Annotated in this window: 18 protein-coding genes; 5 read left to right on the top strand and 13 right to left on the bottom strand. The window is 73.1% G+C overall.

All coding sequences use genetic code 11. The features are described from left to right. Positions 1-48 precede the first annotated feature (48 nt). The 5 genes from OG444_RS38440 to OG444_RS38460 all read right to left on the bottom strand — a co-directional run bounded on the left by OG444_RS38440 (position 49) and on the right by OG444_RS38460 (position 7,003). The gene (locus OG444_RS38440; RefSeq protein WP_327266505.1) at positions 49-1,383 is read right to left on the bottom strand and encodes a cytochrome P450; all 1,335 of its coding nucleotides are present in this window, start codon (positions 1,381-1,383) and stop codon (positions 49-51) included. Between the two features lie 111 nt (positions 1,384-1,494). After that, the gene (locus OG444_RS38445; protein ID WP_327266506.1) at positions 1,495-3,582 is read right to left on the bottom strand and encodes a SpoIIE family protein phosphatase; all 2,088 of its coding nucleotides are present in this window, start codon (positions 3,580-3,582) and stop codon (positions 1,495-1,497) included. A gap of 169 nt (positions 3,583-3,751) precedes the next feature. Continuing rightward, positions 3,752-5,131: an LCP family protein gene (locus OG444_RS38450; RefSeq protein ID WP_327266507.1), complete on the bottom strand. Its 1,380-nt coding sequence runs from the start codon at positions 5,129-5,131 to the stop codon at positions 3,752-3,754. Positions 5,132-5,306: 175 nt separating this feature from the next. Then, positions 5,307-5,738, bottom strand: a complete 432-nt coding sequence (locus OG444_RS38455) for a VOC family protein (protein WP_327266508.1) — start codon at positions 5,736-5,738, stop codon at positions 5,307-5,309. Between the two features lie 176 nt (positions 5,739-5,914). Next, the gene (locus OG444_RS38460; protein ID WP_327266509.1) at positions 5,915-7,003 is read right to left on the bottom strand and encodes a DUF5954 family protein; all 1,089 of its coding nucleotides are present in this window, start codon (positions 7,001-7,003) and stop codon (positions 5,915-5,917) included. 662 nt (positions 7,004-7,665) lie between these two features. Here OG444_RS38460 and OG444_RS38465 point away from each other — a divergent pair. Beyond that, positions 7,666-8,019, top strand: coding sequence for a hypothetical protein (locus tag OG444_RS38465; RefSeq protein WP_327266510.1), 354 nt, complete (start codon positions 7,666-7,668; stop codon positions 8,017-8,019). A 19-nt stretch (positions 8,020-8,038) separates the two neighbouring features. Here OG444_RS38465 and OG444_RS38470 read toward each other — a convergent pair whose 3' ends face one another. The 8 genes from OG444_RS38470 to OG444_RS38505 form a co-directional block, all read right to left on the bottom strand. Beyond that, positions 8,039-8,662, bottom strand: a complete 624-nt coding sequence (locus tag OG444_RS38470; protein WP_327266511.1) for a TetR/AcrR family transcriptional regulator — start codon at positions 8,660-8,662, stop codon at positions 8,039-8,041. Beyond that, entirely contained in the window at positions 8,659-9,621 is a 963-nt protein-coding gene (locus tag OG444_RS38475) for a 3-hydroxybutyryl-CoA dehydrogenase (RefSeq protein WP_327266512.1), read from the bottom strand. The genes OG444_RS38470 and OG444_RS38475 overlap by 4 nt, the downstream gene beginning before the upstream one ends. Before the next feature lie 94 nt (positions 9,622-9,715). Then, a complete protein-coding gene (locus OG444_RS38480; RefSeq protein WP_327266513.1) occupies positions 9,716-10,888 on the bottom strand; it encodes an acyl-CoA dehydrogenase family protein in 1,173 nt (390 codons plus the stop codon). A gap of 38 nt (positions 10,889-10,926) precedes the next feature. Further along, entirely contained in the window at positions 10,927-12,162 is a 1,236-nt protein-coding gene (locus tag OG444_RS38485; RefSeq protein ID WP_327266514.1) for an acyl-CoA dehydrogenase family protein, read from the bottom strand. 44 nt (positions 12,163-12,206) lie between these two features. After that, on the bottom strand, positions 12,207-14,321 hold the full coding sequence (locus OG444_RS38490; protein WP_327266515.1) for an acetate--CoA ligase family protein: 2,115 nt from the start codon (positions 14,319-14,321) through the stop codon (positions 12,207-12,209). Between the two features lies 1 nt (position 14,322). After that, the gene (locus OG444_RS38495) at positions 14,323-14,514 is read right to left on the bottom strand and encodes a ferredoxin (RefSeq protein WP_327266516.1); all 192 of its coding nucleotides are present in this window, start codon (positions 14,512-14,514) and stop codon (positions 14,323-14,325) included. After that, positions 14,511-15,848, bottom strand: coding sequence for an NADH-ubiquinone oxidoreductase-F iron-sulfur binding region domain-containing protein (locus OG444_RS38500; RefSeq protein ID WP_327266517.1), 1,338 nt, complete (start codon positions 15,846-15,848; stop codon positions 14,511-14,513). Before OG444_RS38500 ends, OG444_RS38495 begins: the two co-directional genes overlap by 4 nt. Continuing rightward, positions 15,845-16,258 (bottom strand): hypothetical protein, encoded by a 414-nt coding sequence (locus OG444_RS38505; protein WP_327266518.1) that lies wholly within the window; start codon positions 16,256-16,258, stop codon positions 15,845-15,847. The genes OG444_RS38500 and OG444_RS38505 overlap by 4 nt, the downstream gene beginning before the upstream one ends. A gap of 435 nt (positions 16,259-16,693) precedes the next feature. On the opposite strand from OG444_RS38505, the gene OG444_RS38510 reads away from it, so the two are divergent. The 4 genes from OG444_RS38510 (at position 16,694) to OG444_RS38525 (ending at position 21,191) form a co-directional block, all read left to right on the top strand. Then, positions 16,694-18,007, top strand: coding sequence for an aromatic ring-hydroxylating oxygenase subunit alpha (locus tag OG444_RS38510; protein WP_327266519.1), 1,314 nt, complete (start codon positions 16,694-16,696; stop codon positions 18,005-18,007). 214 nt (positions 18,008-18,221) lie between these two features. Further along, a complete protein-coding gene (locus OG444_RS38515) occupies positions 18,222-19,352 on the top strand; it encodes a polyamine ABC transporter substrate-binding protein (protein WP_327266520.1) in 1,131 nt (376 codons plus the stop codon). A 1-nt stretch (position 19,353) separates the two neighbouring features. Then, on the top strand, positions 19,354-20,358 hold the full coding sequence (locus OG444_RS38520) for an ABC transporter permease (protein ID WP_327266521.1): 1,005 nt from the start codon (positions 19,354-19,356) through the stop codon (positions 20,356-20,358). After that, positions 20,355-21,191: an ABC transporter permease gene (locus tag OG444_RS38525; protein ID WP_327266522.1), complete on the top strand. Its 837-nt coding sequence runs from the start codon at positions 20,355-20,357 to the stop codon at positions 21,189-21,191. The genes OG444_RS38520 and OG444_RS38525 overlap by 4 nt, the downstream gene beginning before the upstream one ends. Positions 21,192-21,196: the final 5 nt, after the last annotated feature.

Raw genomic sequence — 21,196 nt, forward strand, 5'->3', positions numbered from 1 at the left:
GCGAGAGCGCCTCGCACACCGCATCCTCGGGGGAGGGCTGACACGGGGTCACTTCAGCGCGGAGGTGAGGGTGACGGGCGTCGGGCCGTCGGGGCGGACGGTGATGCTGTACGCCGCCCGCTCCGGGACGGACCGGAAGTCCGGGACGTGGCCGGGCAGCAGCTCCTCGAGGAGGGCCACCGACTCGCGCAGGGCGAACTGCTGGCCGAGGCAGGCGCGGGGACCGATGCCGAAGGGCAGGTAGGCGCCCGGCCGGGTGGGACGGCTGCCCGCGGCGGTGAAGCGCCGAGGATCGAAGTGCTCGGGATCCGGCCACAGGCCGGGATCGCGGTGGGTGAGGTAGGGGCATACGAGCAGGTCCGTGCCCGCTTCGACGGCGTAGCCGGCCAGGACGTCGGCCTCGGCGGCGTGCCTGGGCAGGAGCCAGGCGGACGGGTAGAGCCGTAGCGTCTCGCTGACCAGGGCCTGGATGGCCGCGCGCCGCTCCGGTGAACCGGGGCGGCCCGCCGCGAGCGCCTCCTCGCGGGCCGAGGGGTGGCGGTCGAGGAGCAGATACAGCCAGGTCAGCGTGGTCGCGGTGGTCTCGTGGCCGGCGACCAGCAGGGTGACGAGCTCGTCGCGCAGCAACTGGTCGGTGTACTCGGGGCGTTCGGCGGCCGCCTCCACCAGAACCTGCAGCAGCCCCGGCCCGTCGGGGCCGGGCTCTCCGGCCCGGGCCGCGGCCACCGCGTGCCGGGCGACGGCGTCGATCCTGGCCAGATCGCCGGCGACGGCGTCCCGGGCGTCCACCTGATCCGCGGGCAGGCTCGGCAGCGTGGCCACCACCGTGGCCACGGCGGTCAGTTCGTGTGCCGTGGCCTCGTCGAGAGGGTGCCCGGTGAGCGCCCGCCAGATGGTGTCCAGGGCGAAGCGGCGCATCTCCTCGCCGAGGTCGAAGGTCCGCCCGGTGCGCGCGTGGCCGGCCCACCGCTCGGCCGCGGTCCGGGCCGCCGCGGTGATCCGCTGCTCGTAGCGGCGCATCCCCGTCCCGGTGAACTGCGACTGCAGCAGCTTGCGTTGCCGCTGCCAGGCTTCGCCGGTCGCGGCGAGCACCCCGTCGCCGATGAGCAGACGGGCGCGGTGGGAGCGCTTGACGTACCGGGCGGGGTGCCGGGCGAGTACGTGCTGAACGGCTTCGGGCTCGGTGACCAGGACGGTCGGCTCCGGTCCGAGGCGGAACGCGGCGACACCGCCGAGGCGCTCCCGTACCTGCGTCAAAAGGTCGACCAGTTCACCCTTGTGGGTGCGCCACCGCTCCACGCAGTCGGCGTCCGCCTCGGGGAGGGCCCGCCCCGTCCCGGACCGCGGGGGGACGAGCGGCCTGCTGCTGGCGTCGGTGGCCACGGCTGTTCTCCTGTCCGGCTGCCGGGACGGTGCCCCGGGGAGTGCGTCGGCATCACGGACTGTACGTGCGCGGACGTGCGCGGTGACAGTGCCGGAAGGCCGATGGCCGGTTCACGCGGGTGGCGGGTTGGAGGGCACGCCGATGCGGGCCGCGAGGAGGGCGATGTCGTCGTCGGCGGACGCGGGGACCAGATGCGCGATGAGGGAGTCGCAGAGGTGGTCGAGCGATTGCTGGGGTGCGCCGAGCAGGCCGGTGAGCTCGCTCAGGCGTTCGTCGATGTCGCGGCTGCGGGCCTCGATGAGGCCGTCGGTGTACAGGACCAGGACGCTCCCCGGCGGCACGGCGATGTCGGTGGTGGTGAAGGAGATGCCGCCGACGCCCAGGGGGACGCCCGGCGGGGTCGTGACGAGGTAGACGGTGCCGTCCGGCTGGACCACGGCCGGGGGCGGGTGTCCGGCGCGCGTGACCGTGCAGTGTCCGGTGACCGGGTCGCAGACCACGTAGAGGAAGGTCGCGAGCATCGGATCCGACAGGTCGGCGAGGGTGGCTTCGAGATGGTGGAGCAGGGCCGTCGGAGGCATGTCGAGGCGGCCGAGGGCGCGGACGGTCGCGGAGAGGCGCCCCATGACGGCGGCGGCCGCGATGCCGTGGCCCATGACGTCGCCGATGAGGAGCGCGGCCCGGCCTCCGCTGAGGGGGAGGACGTCGTACCAGTCACCGCCGACCTCGTTGACGTCGCTGGCCGCCAGGTAGCGGTGGGCGATCTCGATGCCGGGCGGTGGGGTGACGTGCTGGGGGAGCATGCTGCGCTGGAGGACGACCGCGGTCTCGTGTTCGTGGTGGTAGAGGCGTGCGTTGTCGATGCTGATGGCGGCGCGGGCCGACAGCTCACCGGCGAGGGTGACGTCGTCGGACCCGAAGGGGCCGGTCCGCCCGGTGCGGTAGAAGGTGGCGACGCCGAGGACCATGTCACGGGCGACGAGCGGGGTCATCATGAACGAGTGCACGCCCAGCTCCAGGAGCTGGGCCGGCTTGGGGGTGTGCCGGGCCGCGGGTGCGACGGTCCGGTCGTCGAGGTGGGCGATCAGGAACGGCTGACGGGCAGCGAGGGCCTGGCTGTAGGGGGCGGTCGTGGGGAAGATGAGGGTCCTGCCCAGGGGCGCCAGGGCCTGTGTGACGGCGGAGCCGGTCAGGGGTGCCTTGCCCAGACGGCGCAGGGCGACGCCCCCGGCCAGACCCGTGCCGGGTTCGATGCCCCGGGCGAGGGAATCCAGTACGTCGACCGTGACGGCGCTCGCGAGGTGCGGGACGGCGAGGTCGGCGAGTTCCTGCGCCGTGCGCTCCAGGTCGAGGCTGGCGCCGATCCGGGAGCTCGCCTCGCTGAGCAGCGCGAGGCGGCGGCGGCCCGCCTCGGCCTCGGTGTGGTCGCGCTGCTGCGTGGTGATGTCGAGGAGCGAGGCGATCACGCCGATCGGCCGGCCGCCCGGGTCCTCGACACGCACGTACGAGCACGACCACACATGGTCGTGCTCCGGGTCGGCCGGGGTCCGGCCGGTACGGCGACGGTCGAGGACCGGCTCACCCGAGTCCAGGACCTGGCGCATCGCCTCCTCCATCTCGCCGGCGTTCACCTCGGGCAGCAACTCCGCCAGCCGCCGCCCCACATGGGCGGATTCCGTGAGGCCGTTCATCGCTTCGAGGGCCGGGTTGACCTGGAGGAACCGCAGTTCCGTGTCGAGGACCCCGATTCCGACCGGCGAGCGGGCGAACAGCCCGTCCCAGACGGCCGAGGACCCCCGGATACGGCGTGCTGCGTGCGCGTCCGCGGCGAAGACCAGCACGGCCGAGGCGCCGTGGCGGCGGTCCGGGACCGGGCAGGCCCAGATCTCCAGCTCCAGCGGGTGCCCCTTGCTGTGCCAGGCGGTGACCGTACCCATCACCCCGCGCCCGGTGGCGGCCGTCTCCCACAGGGCCCGGCCCAGGCTGCGGTCGGCTCCCGGATGGAGCAGGTCGGAGATGTGCCGCCCCAGCACCTCGGGCGGGGCGTAGCCGAGGAGCTGCTGGGCGCCGTGGTTCCAGCGGACGATCATCCCGTCGCTGCTGGTGGCCACGAGTGCGACCGGCAGGGCGCCCAGCCATCCTCCGGCGTCCTGGGCGGCGCTGCTGATCAGGTCGTCGAGCGGCATCTCCTCATGCATCCTGCACCCGCTCCTCCGGGGCGGCCCCGGTCTCGCGCTGCGGCAGCCCCGCAGGACCGGGATGCGCCACCGCCGCCACCGCCGCCGCCCCCGCACCGCAGCCGCGCCGCCGTCCGCTCCTGCGGCCGCTCACCTGGTGCGGCCTGCGGCTGTGCGTCGTCCACACCTCTTATCGTCGCCCGGATGGCTCTGTGGCGCCCCCCGGCCGCGCGGCTCCCGCGCCGGCGGCCGCCGCGGCGGGGGCGGCGATGGCGCAGCGGAGGCGGTCGGCGGTCACCGGGGCGCCGTCGGCCACGTTCCGGTCGTACGTCACGGCCCTGACCTGCACGGGCCGGGCTCCGACGGCGACCGCGACGACCGCGTCGAGATCCGGGTCGGCCTGCAGGCGGGAGCCGGGAAGGGCGGCCGCGACGGTCGCCGCGTTCTCCTGCTGGCCGGTGGCGTAGCGGATGACGGGCGGGCCCGCCGGGCGCACCGGCGGGGCGGTCCGGGAGGTGTCGGTGACGGAGAACCCGTTGCCGCGCAGGGCGGCGGCCACGTCGGCGTCGTCCACGTGCACGGTGATCCGGGCCGGGTCCGTGGGGGCCGGATTCTCGGCGACGGGCTGGATCCGGATGTCGCCGGTGATCGGGCGGTCCGCGCCCAGCGCGTCCCAGAGCGCGGCGGATCGGGTCTCGTCCCATACGAGGGTGGAGCCCACACCGGGTACGCGGTGGTCGAAGAGCCGGATCGGGACGGTCGCGAACTCCGTCCGGTCCGCCCGGAGGTGACCGAGCGACCAGCCGATGCGGACCAGGTCGTCCAGCCCCGTGCGCTCGTCGGTGCGTACGGTCTTCAGCAGGGTGCGTACGGTCCGCGCCGTGCTGATCGGGCCGTTGAGGGAGCCCTCCGCGGTGAGGCGCGCCAGCAGGTCGTTGACCACGCGCTGCTGGCGGCGGACCCGGCCGAGGTCGCCGGGCCGGAGGTTGACGTGCCGGGCCCGGACGTAGCGCAGGGCCTTGTTCCCGTTGGCGAGGTGGCGGCCGGCGCCGATGTCGAGGCCCGAGTTCTCGTCCTTGAGCGGGGTGTCCGTGCACACGGTCGCCCCGCCGAGGTTGTCGACCGTCTTCTCGAAGCCCGTGAAACCGGTCTCCAGGTAGTGGTCGATGCGCAGCCCGGTGGCCTTCTCGACGGTGGCCACGGTGAGCGGGCCCCCGCCGATCGCGTACGCACCGTTGATCTTTCCGCTGCGGGCCGGGCCGGTGGTGCCCGCGTACTCGACGTAGGAGTCGCGCGGGATGGAGACGATGCTCGCGCGCCGCCGGTTCTGGGACAGGTGCACGAGCATCATCACGTCGGTGCAGTTGCAGCCCTTGCCGCCCACGTGGAGCCGCCGCTTCTCGGCCGCGGAGATCCCGGCGCGGCTGTCGATACCCACGACCAGGATGTTCGTGCCCCGGCCGCCGACGCCGACCGTCGGCGCGCTCGTGGCCGAGACGGCCTGCGAGCCGGCGAAGGTACCGCAGGAGAGGGCGGTCAGCAGGGTGAGGGCGACAGCGGTACGACGCAAGGCACATCCCCAAAATAGAACGAACCGGCTGAAATGGGTAATGTACTGGCCGTCTGTGCGAGCGGCCGGGCTGTACGCGCCGGGATTCCTCCCAGGAGGGGGCGGGCTTGGTACATCTGCCCGCCGTCGCGTCGGTGCGGGGTCGGGTGCGGCGTCCGGCGCGGCGTCGGGCCGTTCAGCGCTCGGACAGCTCCGAGGGTGCCTCCTGGACGACCCAGCTGTTGCCGTCGGGGTCGTCGAAGGTCAGGAAGGAGTTCCAGGTGTCGCCCTTGCCCTCCTCCCAGCCCGTCGGGCCGACGTGCCGAATGGGGGACACGTCCACCCCTCGGTCGGCCAGTTGTCCGCGGGCCGCCTCGATGTCCGTGACGCAGAGCTGCAGCCCGTGCAGAGTGCCGGGGGCCATGGCCTTGCCGCCGGGTGCCGCGGGCATGCCGCGGAGCATGGCGATGGAACACCGGGAACCGGGCGGGGTCATCTGGATGATGCGGACGCCGGGGGAGACCTCGTCGTCCAGGTCGATGGTGAAGCCGACCTTGTCGGCGTAGAAGCTCTTCGCGCGATCCATGTCGGTGACAGGGACGGGGACTACTTCGAGCGTCCAGTCCATGGGGTGTCTCCCTCGGGGCGTCAGCAGGTCTCGGACAGGGGGTCCACCGTTTCCCATGAGGTCCTGCGGCGCACGTAGAAACGCCCGCCGGACCCCGACTTGTCCGCGGAGGGCGAGCCGGTGGTGGGCCCTCCGCGGCTGTTGCGTGTTGAGTGTTGCCCGGTCCGTCGGCCGGGTCAGGCGTCGGGCAGGACGCGGCCGTCCTCGTCGAGCGTGAGGTGGATGCGCGCGGGGTCCTGGCTGTTGACGTCTGACGGCCGCGGCCCCTCGGGCCCGTCGGGACCCCAGCGCAGCAGCCGACGGGTACGGGCGATCTGGTACACGGCGTCCTGGAACTCCAGCCGGTTGACGCGCCCGGTCCGGAGCGTGTCGGCGGCCCCGGCGTACGCCGCCAGCTGCGCGGCCCGCAGGTCGGCGGACTCCTTGCCGTCCGGGGCGGTCCAGGTACGGGCGTCCGCGCGCGGGTCGGCGTCCTCGGGGATGTGGCCGCGCATCCGCGGCCACATCCAGGTCAGGGCGAAGTCCAGCGACTTGCGGGCGGCGTGCGGGGTCGCGTGCGGACCGCTGACCGGTCGCCAGCCACCCGTGGTCCGCTCCACGACGGTGAACGTCGGCGGCATCACCAGGACGTCCGGATGGGTCTCCAACGCCCGCCGGGAGTCGGAGCGCACCTCCTCGGGGAACCGCGCGCCGGTGTAGCACAGGTCGCGCAGCGACAGCTGCTCGAACGCCTGGGTCGGGGTGACCGGCGCGTCCGGATCCACCACGAGACCGTCGTCGATCTCGCATTCCCTGACGGCCCGGTCCCAGTCGGGCACGAGGGGCTCCGGATCGGTCGGGCGCGGTGCCTCGATACCGCCCGGACCCGAGGCGGCGTACTCCTCGGCGCGCACCACCCGGTACCGGGTCCCGGACACGAGGAGCTCGTCGACCCGCTCGCTCTCGAGCCGGGCGACCGCCGCCAGCAGTGCACGCCGCTCCGCCCGGTCCTTCGCCTCGTCCTTCGCGCGGAACCACAGCTGCGAGTTCAGCCCGTCGCGGGCCTGCTGGGGGCAGCCGGCCGTCACTTCGAGCACGACCCGCCACCGCGGCCCGTCCCCGGCGGACTGCGCCGCCACCCCGAACAGCGGGCCGCGCACCACCACATCGCCCGCACGCGCCGCGGCGTCGAGCGCGTCGGCCTCCACTGCGGCCTCCACCGGCTCGACCGGTACCCGCACCACCACCGGCCGCGCCCCGCGCGGCCTCATGTCCCCACGGTCCATGCCCCCATCCTGCCGACGACGGCCCGGCACTGCCCCTGATTCGCCGATTCCCCAGCCTCCGGGGTCCCCGGGCGGTACCGTCCGCACACCTTCCGCCGCACCCCTGACATTCGGCCCGGCCGGGTCGGTGGACGTGTCGACCGTGTATGCGTCGGTGGACTCCCGGCCCACCCTCGTGGAGGCTCTGGCGGCGTAGGGACCCGCCGGATCGGAGCTAGTGCTGTGACCGGAAAGGTCCACCGGGTCGCGGCGCCCGGCACGGCACCTCGCCGTGTTGTCGGACCACGCAAGTACGTCCAGTACGAGCCGCGGCCCTCCGTCTTGCGATGCACCGCACCGGACACCGCGACCCGGCACACCTTTCCGGCCACAGCACTAGGGGTGTTCTGCCGGTCAGGCCGGACACCCCTTTGGGTGCGCGCCACCCCACCGGGCGCTGTCCCCCGAGGGGGTCCGGTGGGGCGGGATCGTGCAGCGAGGCAGCCCGCCTCAACCCTTGAATGGGATGCTCCGACTGTAGGGCCGGCCACTGACAATGCCGGGCGATCCCCGCCTCTGAATCGAATGAACGTCCTATATCGGGCTCGGCGTGCTGGACCGGTCGGTCCGGCGCACCCTGGGGATGTGGGGGACCGTACCGAACGCGTGGGGAGGTTGGACCGATGCGCAAGTCCGACGGACCACAGCCCTGGGGGCCGTCCATGGAACCGCCCCCGGACCTGCTCTACTCGCCCGCCGGCGAACCGCTCGACGACGGTCGGCGCACCGCGGTCCTCGACTGGACCGTGAACCAGTACGTCAGCCTCGGGTGGCGCGTCGAATCCCGCTCCCCGACCCAGGCCGTGCTGGTCCGCGGCGGCGACGTCAACCACGTGCTGCACGCGATCCTGACCATCTTCACGTGCCTGCTGTGGGGCGTCGTCTGGATCGTGCTGGCCCTGGGCAACAAGAAGGAGCGCGTCGCCCTCACCGTCGACCCCAACGGCTACGTGCAGACCGTGCACGGTCCGGGCTGAACGCGGCCGTCCCCTGCGGTCAGGCCTCCCCCTCCGTCTGCGGGAACTGGGGGCCGATGCCCAGCGTGGGTGCGATGGTCCGCCAGATCGTGGACCTGGCCGTCGTCAGGTCCACCCGCGGATCGTCGAGCATCAGCCGGATGCCGAGGCCGTCGCATAGCGCCAGCACCAGGGTTCCGAGCGCGGCCACGTCGCACTCGGTGAACTCCCCGGAGCGGATGCCCCGTTCCACGGCCCCGGTCACCCAGGCGTGCAGCTGGTCGTACAGGTCGACGGCCAAGTGCCGGGCCGCCGTGTCCCGCTGGGCGCGCACCCACAGCTCCTGCCAGAGCTTCCAGTCCTGGCGCAGCTCGGCATCGCTCGGCAGCATGCTCCGCAGGATGCGGGCCAGGACGACGGAGGCGGGCACCGAGTCGGCAACGCCCACGGTGTCCGTACCGGTCTGGGCGAAGGAGTGCGTCATCGCCTCGGCGAAGAGCTTCTCCCGGGTGTCGAAGTGGTAGTGCAGCAGGGCCTTCGACACCCCGGCGTGCTCGGCGACCTTGCGCATGCTGACGTTCTCGAAGCCGATGTCGGCGATGACTTCGCACGCGGCCGTGAGGATTCGCTCACGTGTCTCGAGTGCGCGCTCGGCCTTGGTCACGTTGGCTGCTCCCCGTGTCGGCGCCCGTGAACCGGGCGGGTGGGCCCGGTTGCCGTGGCCACCATGCCCCCATCCTCGCTCATCACGACACCCCCACGGGCGCCGTAGGTGTGGAAGCCCCGGCCCGTCTTGCGGCCCAGCCGGCCCGCGTCGACCATCCGGGCCAGCAGCGGCGGCGGGGCGTACAGCGGCTCCCGGTACTCCGCGTACATCGACCGGGCGATGGCCTGCACCGTGTCCAGTCCGATCAGGTCGGCCAGGGCGAGCGGCCCCAGCGGGTGCGCGCAGCCCAGGGTCATGCCCCGGTCGATGTCCTCGGCAGAAGCGGTGCCGCACTCGGCCATGCGTACGGCGGCCAGCAGGTAGGGCACCAGCAGTGCGTTCACCACGAAGCCCGCCCGGTCCTGGGCCCGGACGACCTCCTTGCCCAGCACCCCGGTGGCGAACGCGCGCGTCCGCCGCACGGTCTCCTCCCCGGTGAGCAGGGAGGGAACCAGCTCGACCAGGGGGAGCACCGGGACGGGGTTGAAGAAGTGCAGGCCGACGACCTGCTCCGGCCGCGAGATGGCGGCGGCGAGCCGGATGACGGGGATGGAGGAGGTGTTCGTCGCCAGGACGGCGTCCCGGCGCTCCACCACCCGGTCGAGCAGCGCGAACACCTCCAGCTTCGCCCCCTCGTCCTCGGCGACCGCCTCGACGACGAGGTCCCGGTCCGCCAGCCCGGCCACGTCGGTGGTCACCGAGATCCGGCCGACGGCGGCGTCCCGTTCGGCATCGGTCAGCTTTCCGGACGCCCTGGCGCGTTCCAGGGAGCGGGTGATCCGCTCCAGGCCCGCGGCCGCGGCCGTACGGGTCGTCTCCAGCACCACGACGTCCCGCCCGGCTCGGGCGCAGACCTCGGCGATGCCGGATCCCATCAGCCCGCAGCCCACGACCCCGACCCGTTCGACATCGGTCATCGATCCGTCCTCCCTCCTGTGGTTCCTCAGGTCCGTACGGGGCGGGCGGCGGTCCGGGCGGCACCCGCGGGCACCGCCCGGACCGCCGGCCCGGTCACCCGGCGGAGGGCATCTGCAGAACGCCCGTACCACGCTTGACCAGTTCGCCTGCGATGATCAGGCGCTGGATCTCGGACGTGCCCTCCCAGATGCGGTCGACGCGCAGTTCGCGGTAGAGGCGCTCGACCGGGTAGGAGCGGTCGTAGCCGCGCCCGCCGAAGATCTGCAGGCACCGGTCGACGACGCGGCCCGACGCCTCGCTGGCCGCCAGCTTGGCGATGGCCGCCTTGGCGTGCAGCGTCTTGCGGTCGAGCGCGCCCTCGTCGACCTCCCAGGCGACCTGGTGCGTGTAGGCGCGGTTGACGGCGATGTCGACCGCGCAGTCGGCGAGCATGCCCTGGATGAGCTGGAAGTCGGCGATGGGCGAGCCGAACTGGCGGCGTTCGATCGCCCAGTCCCGGGCCAGTTCCAGAGCCCGCTCCGCCGCCCCGATCGTCCGGGCGGCGATCATCAGCCGCTCCTCGGTGAACCAGGAGCGCGTGATGTCGTAGCCCTGGCCCACCTCGCCCAGCACCGCGTCCTCGGGGACGAACACCTCGGTGAAGGTGAACTCGGGGTGCTCGTAGACGAAGGTGTGCATCCAGCGCGGCACCCGGGTCATCTCGATGCCCGTCGTGTCCTTGTCGACGAGGAACAGCGTCGGTGCGCGCTCCTCCCCGGCTGCGGCGAGCACGATCATGAAGTCGGCGTGGTCGCCGACGGTGACGAACCACTTCTCGCCGTTTAGCACCCACCCGCCGTCGGTCCGCGTCGCAGTGGTCCGCAGGCTCTGCGGGTCGGAGCCGGCCTCCGGCTCGGTCACCGCGTAGCAGTCCCGGCGCTGCCCCCGGATCACCGGGACCAGGTAGCGCTCGCGCTGCTCGGGCGTGCAGTACGACAGGGCGTTGGCCGGTCGCCACACCATGTCCCACAGGGCTCCGGTGAGCCGGCCGAGCTCCGCCTGGACCGTGACCTGCTCCAGGATCGTGAGACCGGCGCCTCCCCACTCCTTCGGCATGTTGACGGCCTGCAGCCCGCTGTCGAGGACCGCGTCGCGGATCTCGGTGTGGGCCTGCGGGGGCAGCCCGTTGTTCTCCTCGCAGTCGAGCTCGTACTTGGTGATGAAGTCGGTGAGCGCGCGCGCCGAGCTCCGCAGCTCTTCCTGACGGGCGGTGAGGCGGAAGTCCATGGGTGTCTGTCCTCTGGGTCGTGTCGGGGGAGCGGTCGTCAGGAAGCGGAGGGAAGGGAGCCGGGAAGGGAGCCGGGATGGGAGCCGGGAAGGGATTCGGCACGGGTGACGGGGAGGGCGAGGGCCCGGGTGCCGCGCTTGATCAGCTCGTTGGCGATGATGAGCCGCTGGATCTCGGAAGTGCCCTCCCAGATCCGGTCGACGCGCAGTTCGCGGTACATGCGCTCGACGGGGTACGTACGGTCGTAGCCGCGCCCGCCGAAGATCTGCACGCACCGGTCGATGACCCGCCCCGCGGCCTCGCTCGCCGCGAGCTTCGCCGTCGAGGCCTTCGCGTGCAGCGTCTTGCGGTCGGTCTCCGGCCGGTCCGCCTCCCAGGCGACCTGGTGCGTGTAGGCGCGGTTGACGGCGATGTCGACCGCGCAGTCGGCGAGCATGCCCTGGATGAGCTGAAAGTCGGCGATGCGGGAGCCGAACTGGCGGCGCTCGATCGCCCAGTCCCGGGCGAGTTCCAGCGCCCGCTCGGCCGCGCCCACGGTCCGCGCGGCGATCATCAGCCGCTCGTCGGTGAACCACTCCTTGGTCAGTTCGTAGCCGTTGCCGACACCGCCGAGCACGTCCTCGTCGGGAACGAAGACATCGGTGAACGTGAACTCGGGATGCCCGTTCACCGCGGAGTGCATGAACCGCGGGACGCGCGTCATCTCGACCCCGGGCGCCTCCTTGTCCACGAAGAACAGGGTGGCCGCACGCTCGGGCCCCGCATCGGCCTGCACCAGCAGGAAGTCGGCGATGTCGCCGCAGGTCACGAACCACTTCTCGCCGTTCAGCAGCCATCCGCCGTCGGTACGGGTGGCGGTGCTCGTGCCCGATCCGGGGTCGGAGCCCGCACCGGGCTCGGTCACCGCGAACGCGTCGAACCGCTCGCCCCGGATGACCGGCAGCAGGTACTTCTCCCGCTGTGCCTCGGTGCCGTACGCCAGGACGTTCGCCGGCCGCCAGGGGATGTCCCAGAGGCAGTTGGTGACCTTGCCGAACTCCTCCTCGACGATGACCTGGTCCAGCAGGGACAGGCCCGCGCCGCCCCATTCGGCCGGCATGTTGATCGCGTAGACGCCCGCCTCGACGGCGGCACGGGTCAGTTCGCGGACCGTCTCGACGGGCAGCGGGCCGCCCGCCTCCTCGGAGCGGTCCTCGTACGTCATCAGGAGCCGGGAGTAGGCGGCGGCTCGGGCCTTGAGGTCGGCCTGCTCGGGTGTGTAGCGGAATTCCATTTGCGGTCAGTCCTCCAGAGCACAGGGGGTGGTGGGTGGAGCGGTCAGCCCAGGACGGCCCGTGCGTCCAGGGCGAGGGCGCCGTCCGGGCGCACCAGCAGGGGGTTGACCTCCAGCTCGGCGATCTCCGGATGCGCCGCGGCGACGGTGGTGATCCGCTCGATGACGGCGGCCGCCGCGGCCACGTCGACGGCCGGCCGGCCGCGTACGCCGTCCAGCAGCGCCGCACTGCGCAGACCGCGCAGCAGGGCCTCGGCCCGCCGGGCCGGCACGGGCGCCAGCGCGAAGGCGACGTCGCGGAGCGTCTCGGTGAGGACACCGCCGAGCCCGACCAGGGCGACCGGCCCGAACCGGGGGTCCTGGTTCACGCCCACGATCAGTTCGATGCCGTCCGTGAGGTCGGCCATCGCCTCGACCGAGTAGGCGGGCGCACCGAGCCGGGCGTGCATCTCCCGGTACGCGGCCAGGAGCGCGTCCCGGTCGGCGAGGCGCAGCGCCACGCCGCCGGCGTCGGACTTGTGCAGGAGGTGCAGGGCCTTCAGTACGTACGGCCCGTCGAACTCCGCTGCCGCGGCGAGCAGTCCCGCCTCGTCCGTGATCTCGCGCGCCGCCGGGAACGGGACGCCGGCGGCGCCGAGCAGCGCCCGCACCCCGTGGTAGCCCGGATCCCGCAGCGGCTCGGCCGCGGCCGGCAGCGGCGGGACACCGCCGGTGCCGGCCGCAGCCCGGCCGGTCATCGCCGCCAGCGCGCGGGCGGCGTCCTCGGTGGCGGCGAACACCGGCACCCCTGCCTCGGCCAGCACCCGGCAGCTCGGCGACTGCGGATACATCGACTGCACGACCAGGGGCTTCGGTACGCCGGTCAGGTGCGCGACGATCTCCTTGGCGGCCGCGGTCTCGCCGTCGGCGAGTACGGACCCCCCCGACGGGCCGCCGCCCAGACCGCCCTCGGAGGCGGCGTACCCGCCGAAGTACCCGGTCATCAGGACGGCGTCGACCTCGTCCGCGGCGAGGAGCTCCCGGGCGGTGTCCGCGTACGAGAGGGGCCGCTGCTCACCCATGCCCGCCAGGTCGACGGGGTTGCCGACCGAGGACTGCTCCCACAGCACGCCGCGCAGCGCGTCCTGCGTCGGCGCGCCGAGTTCCGGTACGCCGAGCCCGGCGTCCTCGGCCGCGTCGGCGGCGATCGCGCCGTGGCCGCCGCCGTCGGTGAGGACCGCGGTGCGCCGGCCGCTCGTACGCGCTCCCGCACCCAGTGCGGCCAGGACGACGGTCATCTCCCGCGGCGTGCGGACCAGTTCGACCCCCGCGTCGCGGCAGGCGGCGGCCACCACGTCGGACGAGGTGGTGAGCGCCCCGGTGTGGGACTGGGCGCTGCGCGCGGAGGCGGCGCCCCGGCCGGCGGTGAGCAGCACCACCGGCTTGCCCGCGGCGGCGGCCGCCGCCGCGAAGGCGCGGCCGTCGCCGAAGTCCTCGGCGTACACGGCGATGGCGGAGGTGGCCTCGTGGCGGGCGCAGTCCTGGACGAGGTCGACGAGGGTGACGTCGGCCTGGTTGCCCAGGGAGACGAAGCGGGAGAAGCCCAGGCCGTGCGGCTCACCGCGGAGCTGGAGCTCGAGGGCGAGGTTGCCGCTCTGGCTGAGCAGGGCGACACCGCCGGGGGCGAAGCGGTCCGAAGCCAGGTACAGCTCGGTGGTGTTGTCGGCGATGCCCAGGCAGTTGGGTCCGACGAGGACGGCTCCGGCGGCCCGGACCCGCTCGGCGATCGCGCGCTGCCGGGCCAGGCCCGCGGGTCCGGCCTCGGCGAAGCCCGCGGTGATGGCGACGAGGGCCTTCGCCCCGCAGGCCAGGGCTTCGTCGACGGCCGCCTCGAAGCCGGCGCCGGGTACGGAGATCACCACCAGGTCGACGGGTTCGCCGAGGGCGGAGAGGGAGGGGGCGGCCGTCCGGCCGAGTACGGTGCCGCCGCGCCGGTTGACCAGGTGCACGGGTCGCCGGTCGGGGGCGCGCAGTGCCTGGGAGGCCACGGCGTGGCCGTACTTCGCCGGGTCGTCGCTGGCGCCGACGACGGCGACCGAGCGGGGGTCGAAGAGGGCGGTCAGGTCACGGGGCATGTCATCACCGGGTATGCCATCACGGGGCATGTCGTCGCTGGGCATGTCATCCCTCCACGCGGAGGGCGGAGTTGGGGCAGCTGTCGACGCAGGCGCGGGCGGCGTCCTCGGTGCCGGCCGGGACGGCGACGGCGATGACGTTCGCGTAGCCCCATTCGTCGAGTTCGACCAGATCGGGTGCGGGTTCCTGGCACAGTCCGTAGCCCTGGCAGCGGGTGGAGTCCAGCAGGAGTTTCACGGCGTTCCTTTCAGCGCGGGCAGCGGGATGGTGGTGGGGGAGGCGGCCGGTGGCGGCGCGGGCACGCGGGCCGGGCGCGGGCAGGCTCCGGCGACCTGCGGCACGGCCACCGTGAGGCGGTGGCGGCCGTCCGCGGGTGCGGCGTCCGCGCACACCGGGCACGGAGCGGCGAGATGGGAGCGGACGAGCCCGGGGAAGGAGCGGAGCAGGCTGCCGGCGATCCCCGCGGCGGCGTCGAGCAGCCCGCAGGCACCGCGTCCGCGCAGGCCCTGCGACCAGCGGTGCAGGTTGTCCGCGGTGTCCGGGCCCGCGGTACCGGCCGCGAGGCCGTACAGGGCCTTGCCGACGGCGGCGGTGCCGGAGACGCAGACCCCGCACTGTCGTGCGCTCTCGGCCGCGAGGTGGGAGGCGGCATCGGCGGCGGTGGTCACCGGGCAGCCGTCGGGGGTGAGGAAGTGGATCGCACCACAGCCCAGGGCGGTGCCCGCCGAGCCGAGTGCGTCGGGTTCGAGCGGGAGGTCCAGGGCGTGCGCGTCGACGAGTCCGCCGAAGAGTCCGCCCATCAGTGCTCCGGCAGCGTCGGGGCTCCCGTGGCGCGCAGCCAGTGTGCGCAGCGGGATCCCGTACGGGACCTCGGTGAGCACCGGCGCGGCCGGGCCGCCGGACAGTGTCACCAGGGTGCTGCGGGCGATGGCGCGCCGTTGGCCGGGCCGGGCGGCGGTGAGGGCGATCCGGGCGAGCGTCTCTACGTTGGACACCAGGGTCGGCGCACCGCCCACCCCCCGCTCGAAGGGGCGGGGCGGCTTGGCGGTGGGCAGGGCCGGCCCGCCGTCGATCCGGCGGACCACCGCCGTTTCCTCGCCGGCGACGTAGGTGTGGTCGGTCTCGACGACCTCCACGGGCAGCGGCGGCGGGTGCTCGGCCAGGGCCCGGCGCACGCTCTCGCCGGCGGCCGGGTCCGAGAGGTACACGAAGCCGCGTACGGCGCCGGTGACCGCGGCGGCGCGGACGAGACCGTCGAGGACCAGGTGCGGGCGGGCCCGCAGCAGCCAGCGGTCCTTGGCCGAGCCCGGTTCCCCCTCCTCGCCGTTCGCCACGACGACCGGGGAGCCGCGGCCGTGGCGTACGGAGCGCAGCTTCACGGCGGCCGGGAACCCGGCCCCGCCCCGGCCCCGCAGCCCGGAGGCGGCGAGGTGGGCGAGCAGCTCCTCCGGGCCCGTGGCATCGTCGTAGCCGCCGGTGGCGCGGTAGGCGTCGGCGCTCTCCGCGACGTGCGGTGACGCTCCGAGGACGGTGCCCGGCTGTTGTGACGCCGGTAGTCGGATGGTGGTCATCGGCCGGCTCCTGTTCCGGTGTGGGTGCGCAGGGCCCGTACGGCGCTCTCCAGCGCCGTACGGTCCTGCGCGGTGCGGCCGTATCCCGGTCCCGGGAGGCCGATGAGCATGTGGTGGTGGTCGAGGACGACCTCGGCCGCGAGCAGGGCGGCGGCGGGGTCGCCCGCCCGTGAGCCGGCGGCCACGCCGGTCACCAGGTCGGTGACCTCGGCGAGGTAGCGGAGCCAGCTGTGCCGGCCGCCGCGCAGGATCAGGCGCTCCACGCGGCGCCGCTCGGTGGCGGCCAGCTCCTCCTGTCGCCCGCCGGGCGCGCCGTGTGACGAGGCGCGCAGGGCGGCGACCGCCATGGGGAGTTCTCGCTCCGGTTCGGGGGTCAGTCCGAGCCAGTCCAGACGCCGACGACCGCTCATGCGTGCCTCCGGGAGATGGGATGCCGCCGCCGGCCCGGCGCCCGGTGGGAGCCGTGGGTGCGGCGGGGGGATCGGAGGGGATCGGGGGTGCGGGCCCGGGGGACCGGGCGGGCCGCACGGCTGCGTCCGCCCCGGTGAACAGGACGAATGCGGAGCAGTGCCGGTGCGGCGACAGGAAAGCACGTTTGCTGACCGATCGGTCAGGCAAGAATCACGCTAGCTGACCGATCGGTCAGTGAACAAGTCTTGACCCGGCGGAAATGAGCCAGCAATGTGGCTGTCCAATCGGTCAGCCCGGTCCCGGCGTCCCGCCCCGGCCGTCTGTCCGCCCCTGGGCCGTGCTGCCCTGCCGTGTTCTGTTTCGTCCTGCCTTGCCCTCGCCTCGCCATCGAACGCCGACACCGATCGCCGCACTCCGGCACGGAGGAGTCACCGATGCACTCAAGAGCTCCCGAAACACCGATAGGCCGCTCGGGCCGAACCGACGGCGCCGATGGCTCCGGCCGAACCGACGGCGCCGAGCGCACTGCCCGTGCCGGCCAGACCGGCCCACCGGGCCAGGCAGCCGCGCCCGAGGCCGCCGTGCCCGAGGCCCCCGCCCGGCGCGCCGCCCCCGGCGCGGCCACAGCCGGCGACGCCCCCGGGCCCGCCCTCCCGGCCCGCTACTACACCGATCCCGACACCGCCGCCGCGGAGACCCGGCACGTCTTCGGCCGGTCGTGGCAGCTCGTCTGCCACGAGTCCGACCTCCCGAACCCGGGGGCACGGCTCGCCGCCACCGTTGCGGACCGCGAGGTCCTGGTCGTCCGTACCGAGGACGGCGGCCTCGCCGCCCACCTCAACGTCTGCCGCCACCGCGGAACACGCCTGGTCACCACCCCCGAGCCGGACGGCAAGGCGATCCGCTGCCCGTACCACGGCTGGACGTACCGGCTCGACGGAAGCCTGGTCGGCGCCCCGGAGGCCCGTCAGATCCCCTGCCTCGACAAGCCGAAGCTCGGCCTGTTCCCGGCCCGCGTCGAGTCCTTCCTCGGCTTCGTCTTCGTCAACCTCGACCTCGACGCCGTGCCGCTCGCCGAGAGCTGCGCGGGCCTCGCGGAAGCGGTCGGCCACTACGCCGGAACCGACCTGGTGCCGGTCGGCCGCGCCCGCATCCACGACCTGGCCGCCGCCGAAGTGCAGCAGGCCAACTGGAAGGTGGCGGTCGACAACTACCTGGAGGGCTATCACGTCCCGGTCGCCCATCCCGGCCTGATGCGGCTGCTCGACTACCAGGGCTACACCTGCGAGATCGAGGAGTCCTACGCGCTCTTCGCCTCGCCGCTGCGCGACAAGCCGTCCTCGAACTGGGCCGAGCGCCTCTATCAGCGCATCGCCGCGCCCATGCCCGGCCTGGCCGAGGCCGATCGCCGCATCTGGCGGTACGCGGTGATCTACCCGAACACGCTCATCGACTTCTACCCCGACCACGTACTGGCCTGGACCGCCATCCCGACGGCGGTGGACCGCGTCGCCGTACCCGGCGCGTTCTACACCCGCCGCGGCACCAGCCTGCGCACCCGCCTCGCCCGGCGCCTGAACATCCACATCGGCTGGATCACCAACGACGAGGACGCCGAGCTGGTCGCGCGGGTGCAGAAGGGGCTCTCCACCCCCGGGTTCGAGCCGGGGCCGCTGTCCCGCCGGGAGTCCGCGGTCGGCTGGTTCGCCGGCCGCATCCGGGCCGACCTCGACGGCGCCGAGTCGTAACCGCCGCATCGGCACAAACGCACCATCGGACGCACCACCGTTAGCCCGCATCACCGCAAGCCCGCATCACCGGCACGACCGCATCACCCCGCACGACCGCACGTGCGCAACGCAACGCGGACCCGCACACCCCGCCCCGCGCCCACCGCACCGACCGAGCCCCCACGCACCGCTCGTTCCCGCCGTCCCCCTGCGGCCCTACGGAGAGGACCCCATGTCCCCCGAGGCACTCCCCCCGACCAGACGCTCCTTCCTCCGCGCCGGCACCGCCGCCGCCCTCGCCCTGACCGCAGCAGGCTGCGGCTTCGCCACCGATGACGCCCGGGCCGGCAGCGCCACCGCCGAAGCACCCATCGACGTCAAGGTCGACGGCGACCTCGTCTACTTCAACTGGGCGGACTTCGTCGACCCCACCGTCTTCGAAGGCTTCCAGAAGGAGTACGGCGTCAAGGTCGTCCAGTCGAACTACGACTCCATGGAGGGCATGGCCGCCAAACTCAACGCCGGCAACCGCTACGACATCATCTTCCCCACCGCGAAGTGGGCGCAGCGTCTCGCGGCCGGCGGCCGGCTGCGCACGATCGACCACTCCCGGCTGCGGGGCGCGGAGGCCGTGTTCGGCGGCTACGACTATTTCGCCGACCCCTGGTACGACGCCCGTTCCGCGCACACGGTCCCCTTCACCATGTACAAAACGGGCATCGGCTGGCGCCGGGACCGGCTCGGCGACCTGACCGGCTCCTGGAACGACCTGTGGAACGACAAGGCCAAGGGCAAGGTCTTCGTCCTCGACGACCGTGACGAGGTGCTCGGACTCGGCGCCCTCAAGCTGGGCCTCGACCTCACCACCGGCGACGTCGGCGATCTCGCCCGTGTCACCGACTCCCTGCGCTCGCTCCGCCCCCGCCTGCGCGGTTTCTCCAGCGACAGTTACAACAACCTCCTCAACGGAAACGCCGACATGACCCAGGCCTGGAGCGGGGACATGGCCGCCATGCTCGCCCAGGCCGAGGACCCGGCCGTCTTCGGTTTCGAAGTCGCCCGCGAGGGAGCACCCGTCAACTCCGACTGTTACGCCATCCCGGCCGACGCGCAGCACCCCGGCACCGCGATGCTCTTCATCGACTACATGCTCCGCCCGGAGAACGTGAAGAAGAACATCGAGTACATCGGCTACCCGATGCCCGTCCGCGGCACCGAGGACACGTACGCCGCGCTCGTCGAACCGTTTCCCCAGTGCGTGGTGAGCGCCGACGACCTCAAGGCCGACCTCTTCTTCCGCAACGGTGACGCACGGGCCGAACGGGCCCGCGACGCCGCCTGGACCGAAGTGAAGGCCGGCTGACATGGCACGCAGCAACCAGACCGGGACCGAGGTCCGGCCGCCCGAGGACCCGGCCTCCGGGGACGGACCCACCGGCCCGGCCCGCACCCGCACCCTGAGCCGGACCCGTACCCGGACCCGCGGGCGGGCCGAGACGGCGCCCCGTACCGGCGCCAGGTCCCAGCCGCGCCTGTGGACCTGGCTCCTGCTCCCCGGCACCCTCTGGATGACCGGCTTCCTCGTGGCCTCGCTCCTCCTCGTGGCCACCCTCGCGCTCGGCACCACCGACCCCCTCGGCAACCCGCGCTTCGGCCTCAACTTCTCCAACCTCACCGCACTGGCCGACCCCGCCTACAGCACCGTCCTGCTCCGCTCCCTCGGCTACGCGCTGATCACCTGCCTCATCAGCCTTGCCGTGGCTTACCCGGTCGCCTACGCCATCGCACTGCGCGGCGGCCGCTTCAAGAACCTGCTGATCGCCGCGATCGTCGTCCCGTTCTTCGCCAACTATCTGGTGCGGATGTACGGCTGGTCCGTCGTCCTCTCCGACGACGGCCCACTGCTGCGGGCCCTGCGCGCGGTCGGCCTCGCCGACGACGGCACCAAGATCCTCCAGACCGGCGTCGGAGTCATCGCCGGACTCGTCTACGGCTTCGTCGTCTTCATGATCATCCCGCTGTACGCGGCGATGGAGCGCATGGACACCTCGCTCATCGAGGCGGGCCGCGACCTCTACGGCGGCCCCCTGCGCACCTTCCTCTTCGTCACCGTCCCCGCCACCCGGCAGGGAGCGGCCGCCGGCTGCGTCCTCGTCTTCCTGCCCGCCATGGGCGACTTCGTCAGCGCCCAGCTCATGGGAGGACCCGACCAGATCATGATCGGCAACCTGATCCAGGACAAGTTCTTCCAGGGGCAGAACTGGCCGCTCGGCTCGGCCCTCACCATGCTCCTGATGGCGGTCCTGTTCATCGGGATGCTCGGCTACCTGCGACGCACCCGCAAGGACGAGGCGGAGGCCGCCCGATGAGCACCCAGCAGCGCCGCCGGCGCGGAGCCGAGCGCCGGCCCCGCTTCGCCATCGCCGTCACCGCCCTCTTCTTCGCGCTCCTCTACCTCCCTGTCGGCGTCGTCGTCCTGTTCTCCTTCAACGCCCAGAAGTCCCTCACCGTCCTCGACGGCGTCAGCCTCCGCTGGTACACGGCCCTCCTCCACGACGACGCACTCCTCGACTCGCTCGGCATGAGCCTGCGGGTGTCCCTGGTCGCCATGGCCGGCTCGCTCGTCCTCGGCGTTGCCCTGGCGCTGGGCCTCGTACGCAGCCGCAGCCGCCTGGGCTCCTTCGCCGGCCTGATCATGCTCGTCCCGCTGATCACCCCGGAGATCGTCACCGGCGTCGCAGCGATGCTCCTCTTCAAGGGCCTCGGCATCACCCTCTCCACCACCACCGTGATGCTCGCCGAGATCACCTTCTCCATCTCCTACGTGACGGTCATCCTCCGCTCCCGCATCGCCGCCCTCAATCCGGAGGTCGAAGAGGCGGCCATGGACCTCGGCGCCACCCGCAGGCAGGCACTGCGCCTGGTGACCCTGCCCGCACTCCTCCCCAGCATCCTCGCCTCCGCGGTGCTGATCTTCGCCCTCGTCTTCGACGACTTCGTCCTCGCCTACTTCACCACCGGCGTCGACCCCCAGCCGCTGTCCGTGCGCATCTACTCGGCGATCAGGTTCGGCGTGCAGCCCACCATCAACGCCGTCGGCACCCTGATGCTGGCCGGATCCATCGGCCTCATCGTCCTCGCGCTCGCCATCCCGCGCCTGTTCGGGCGCAGGGGCGGCCTCGACCTGCTCTCCGGGAAGTGACAGTC

Origin of the sequence: Streptomyces sp. NBC_01232 (genome assembly GCF_035989885.1) — a bacterium.
Lineage (GTDB): Bacteria > Actinomycetota > Actinomycetes > Streptomycetales > Streptomycetaceae > Streptomyces.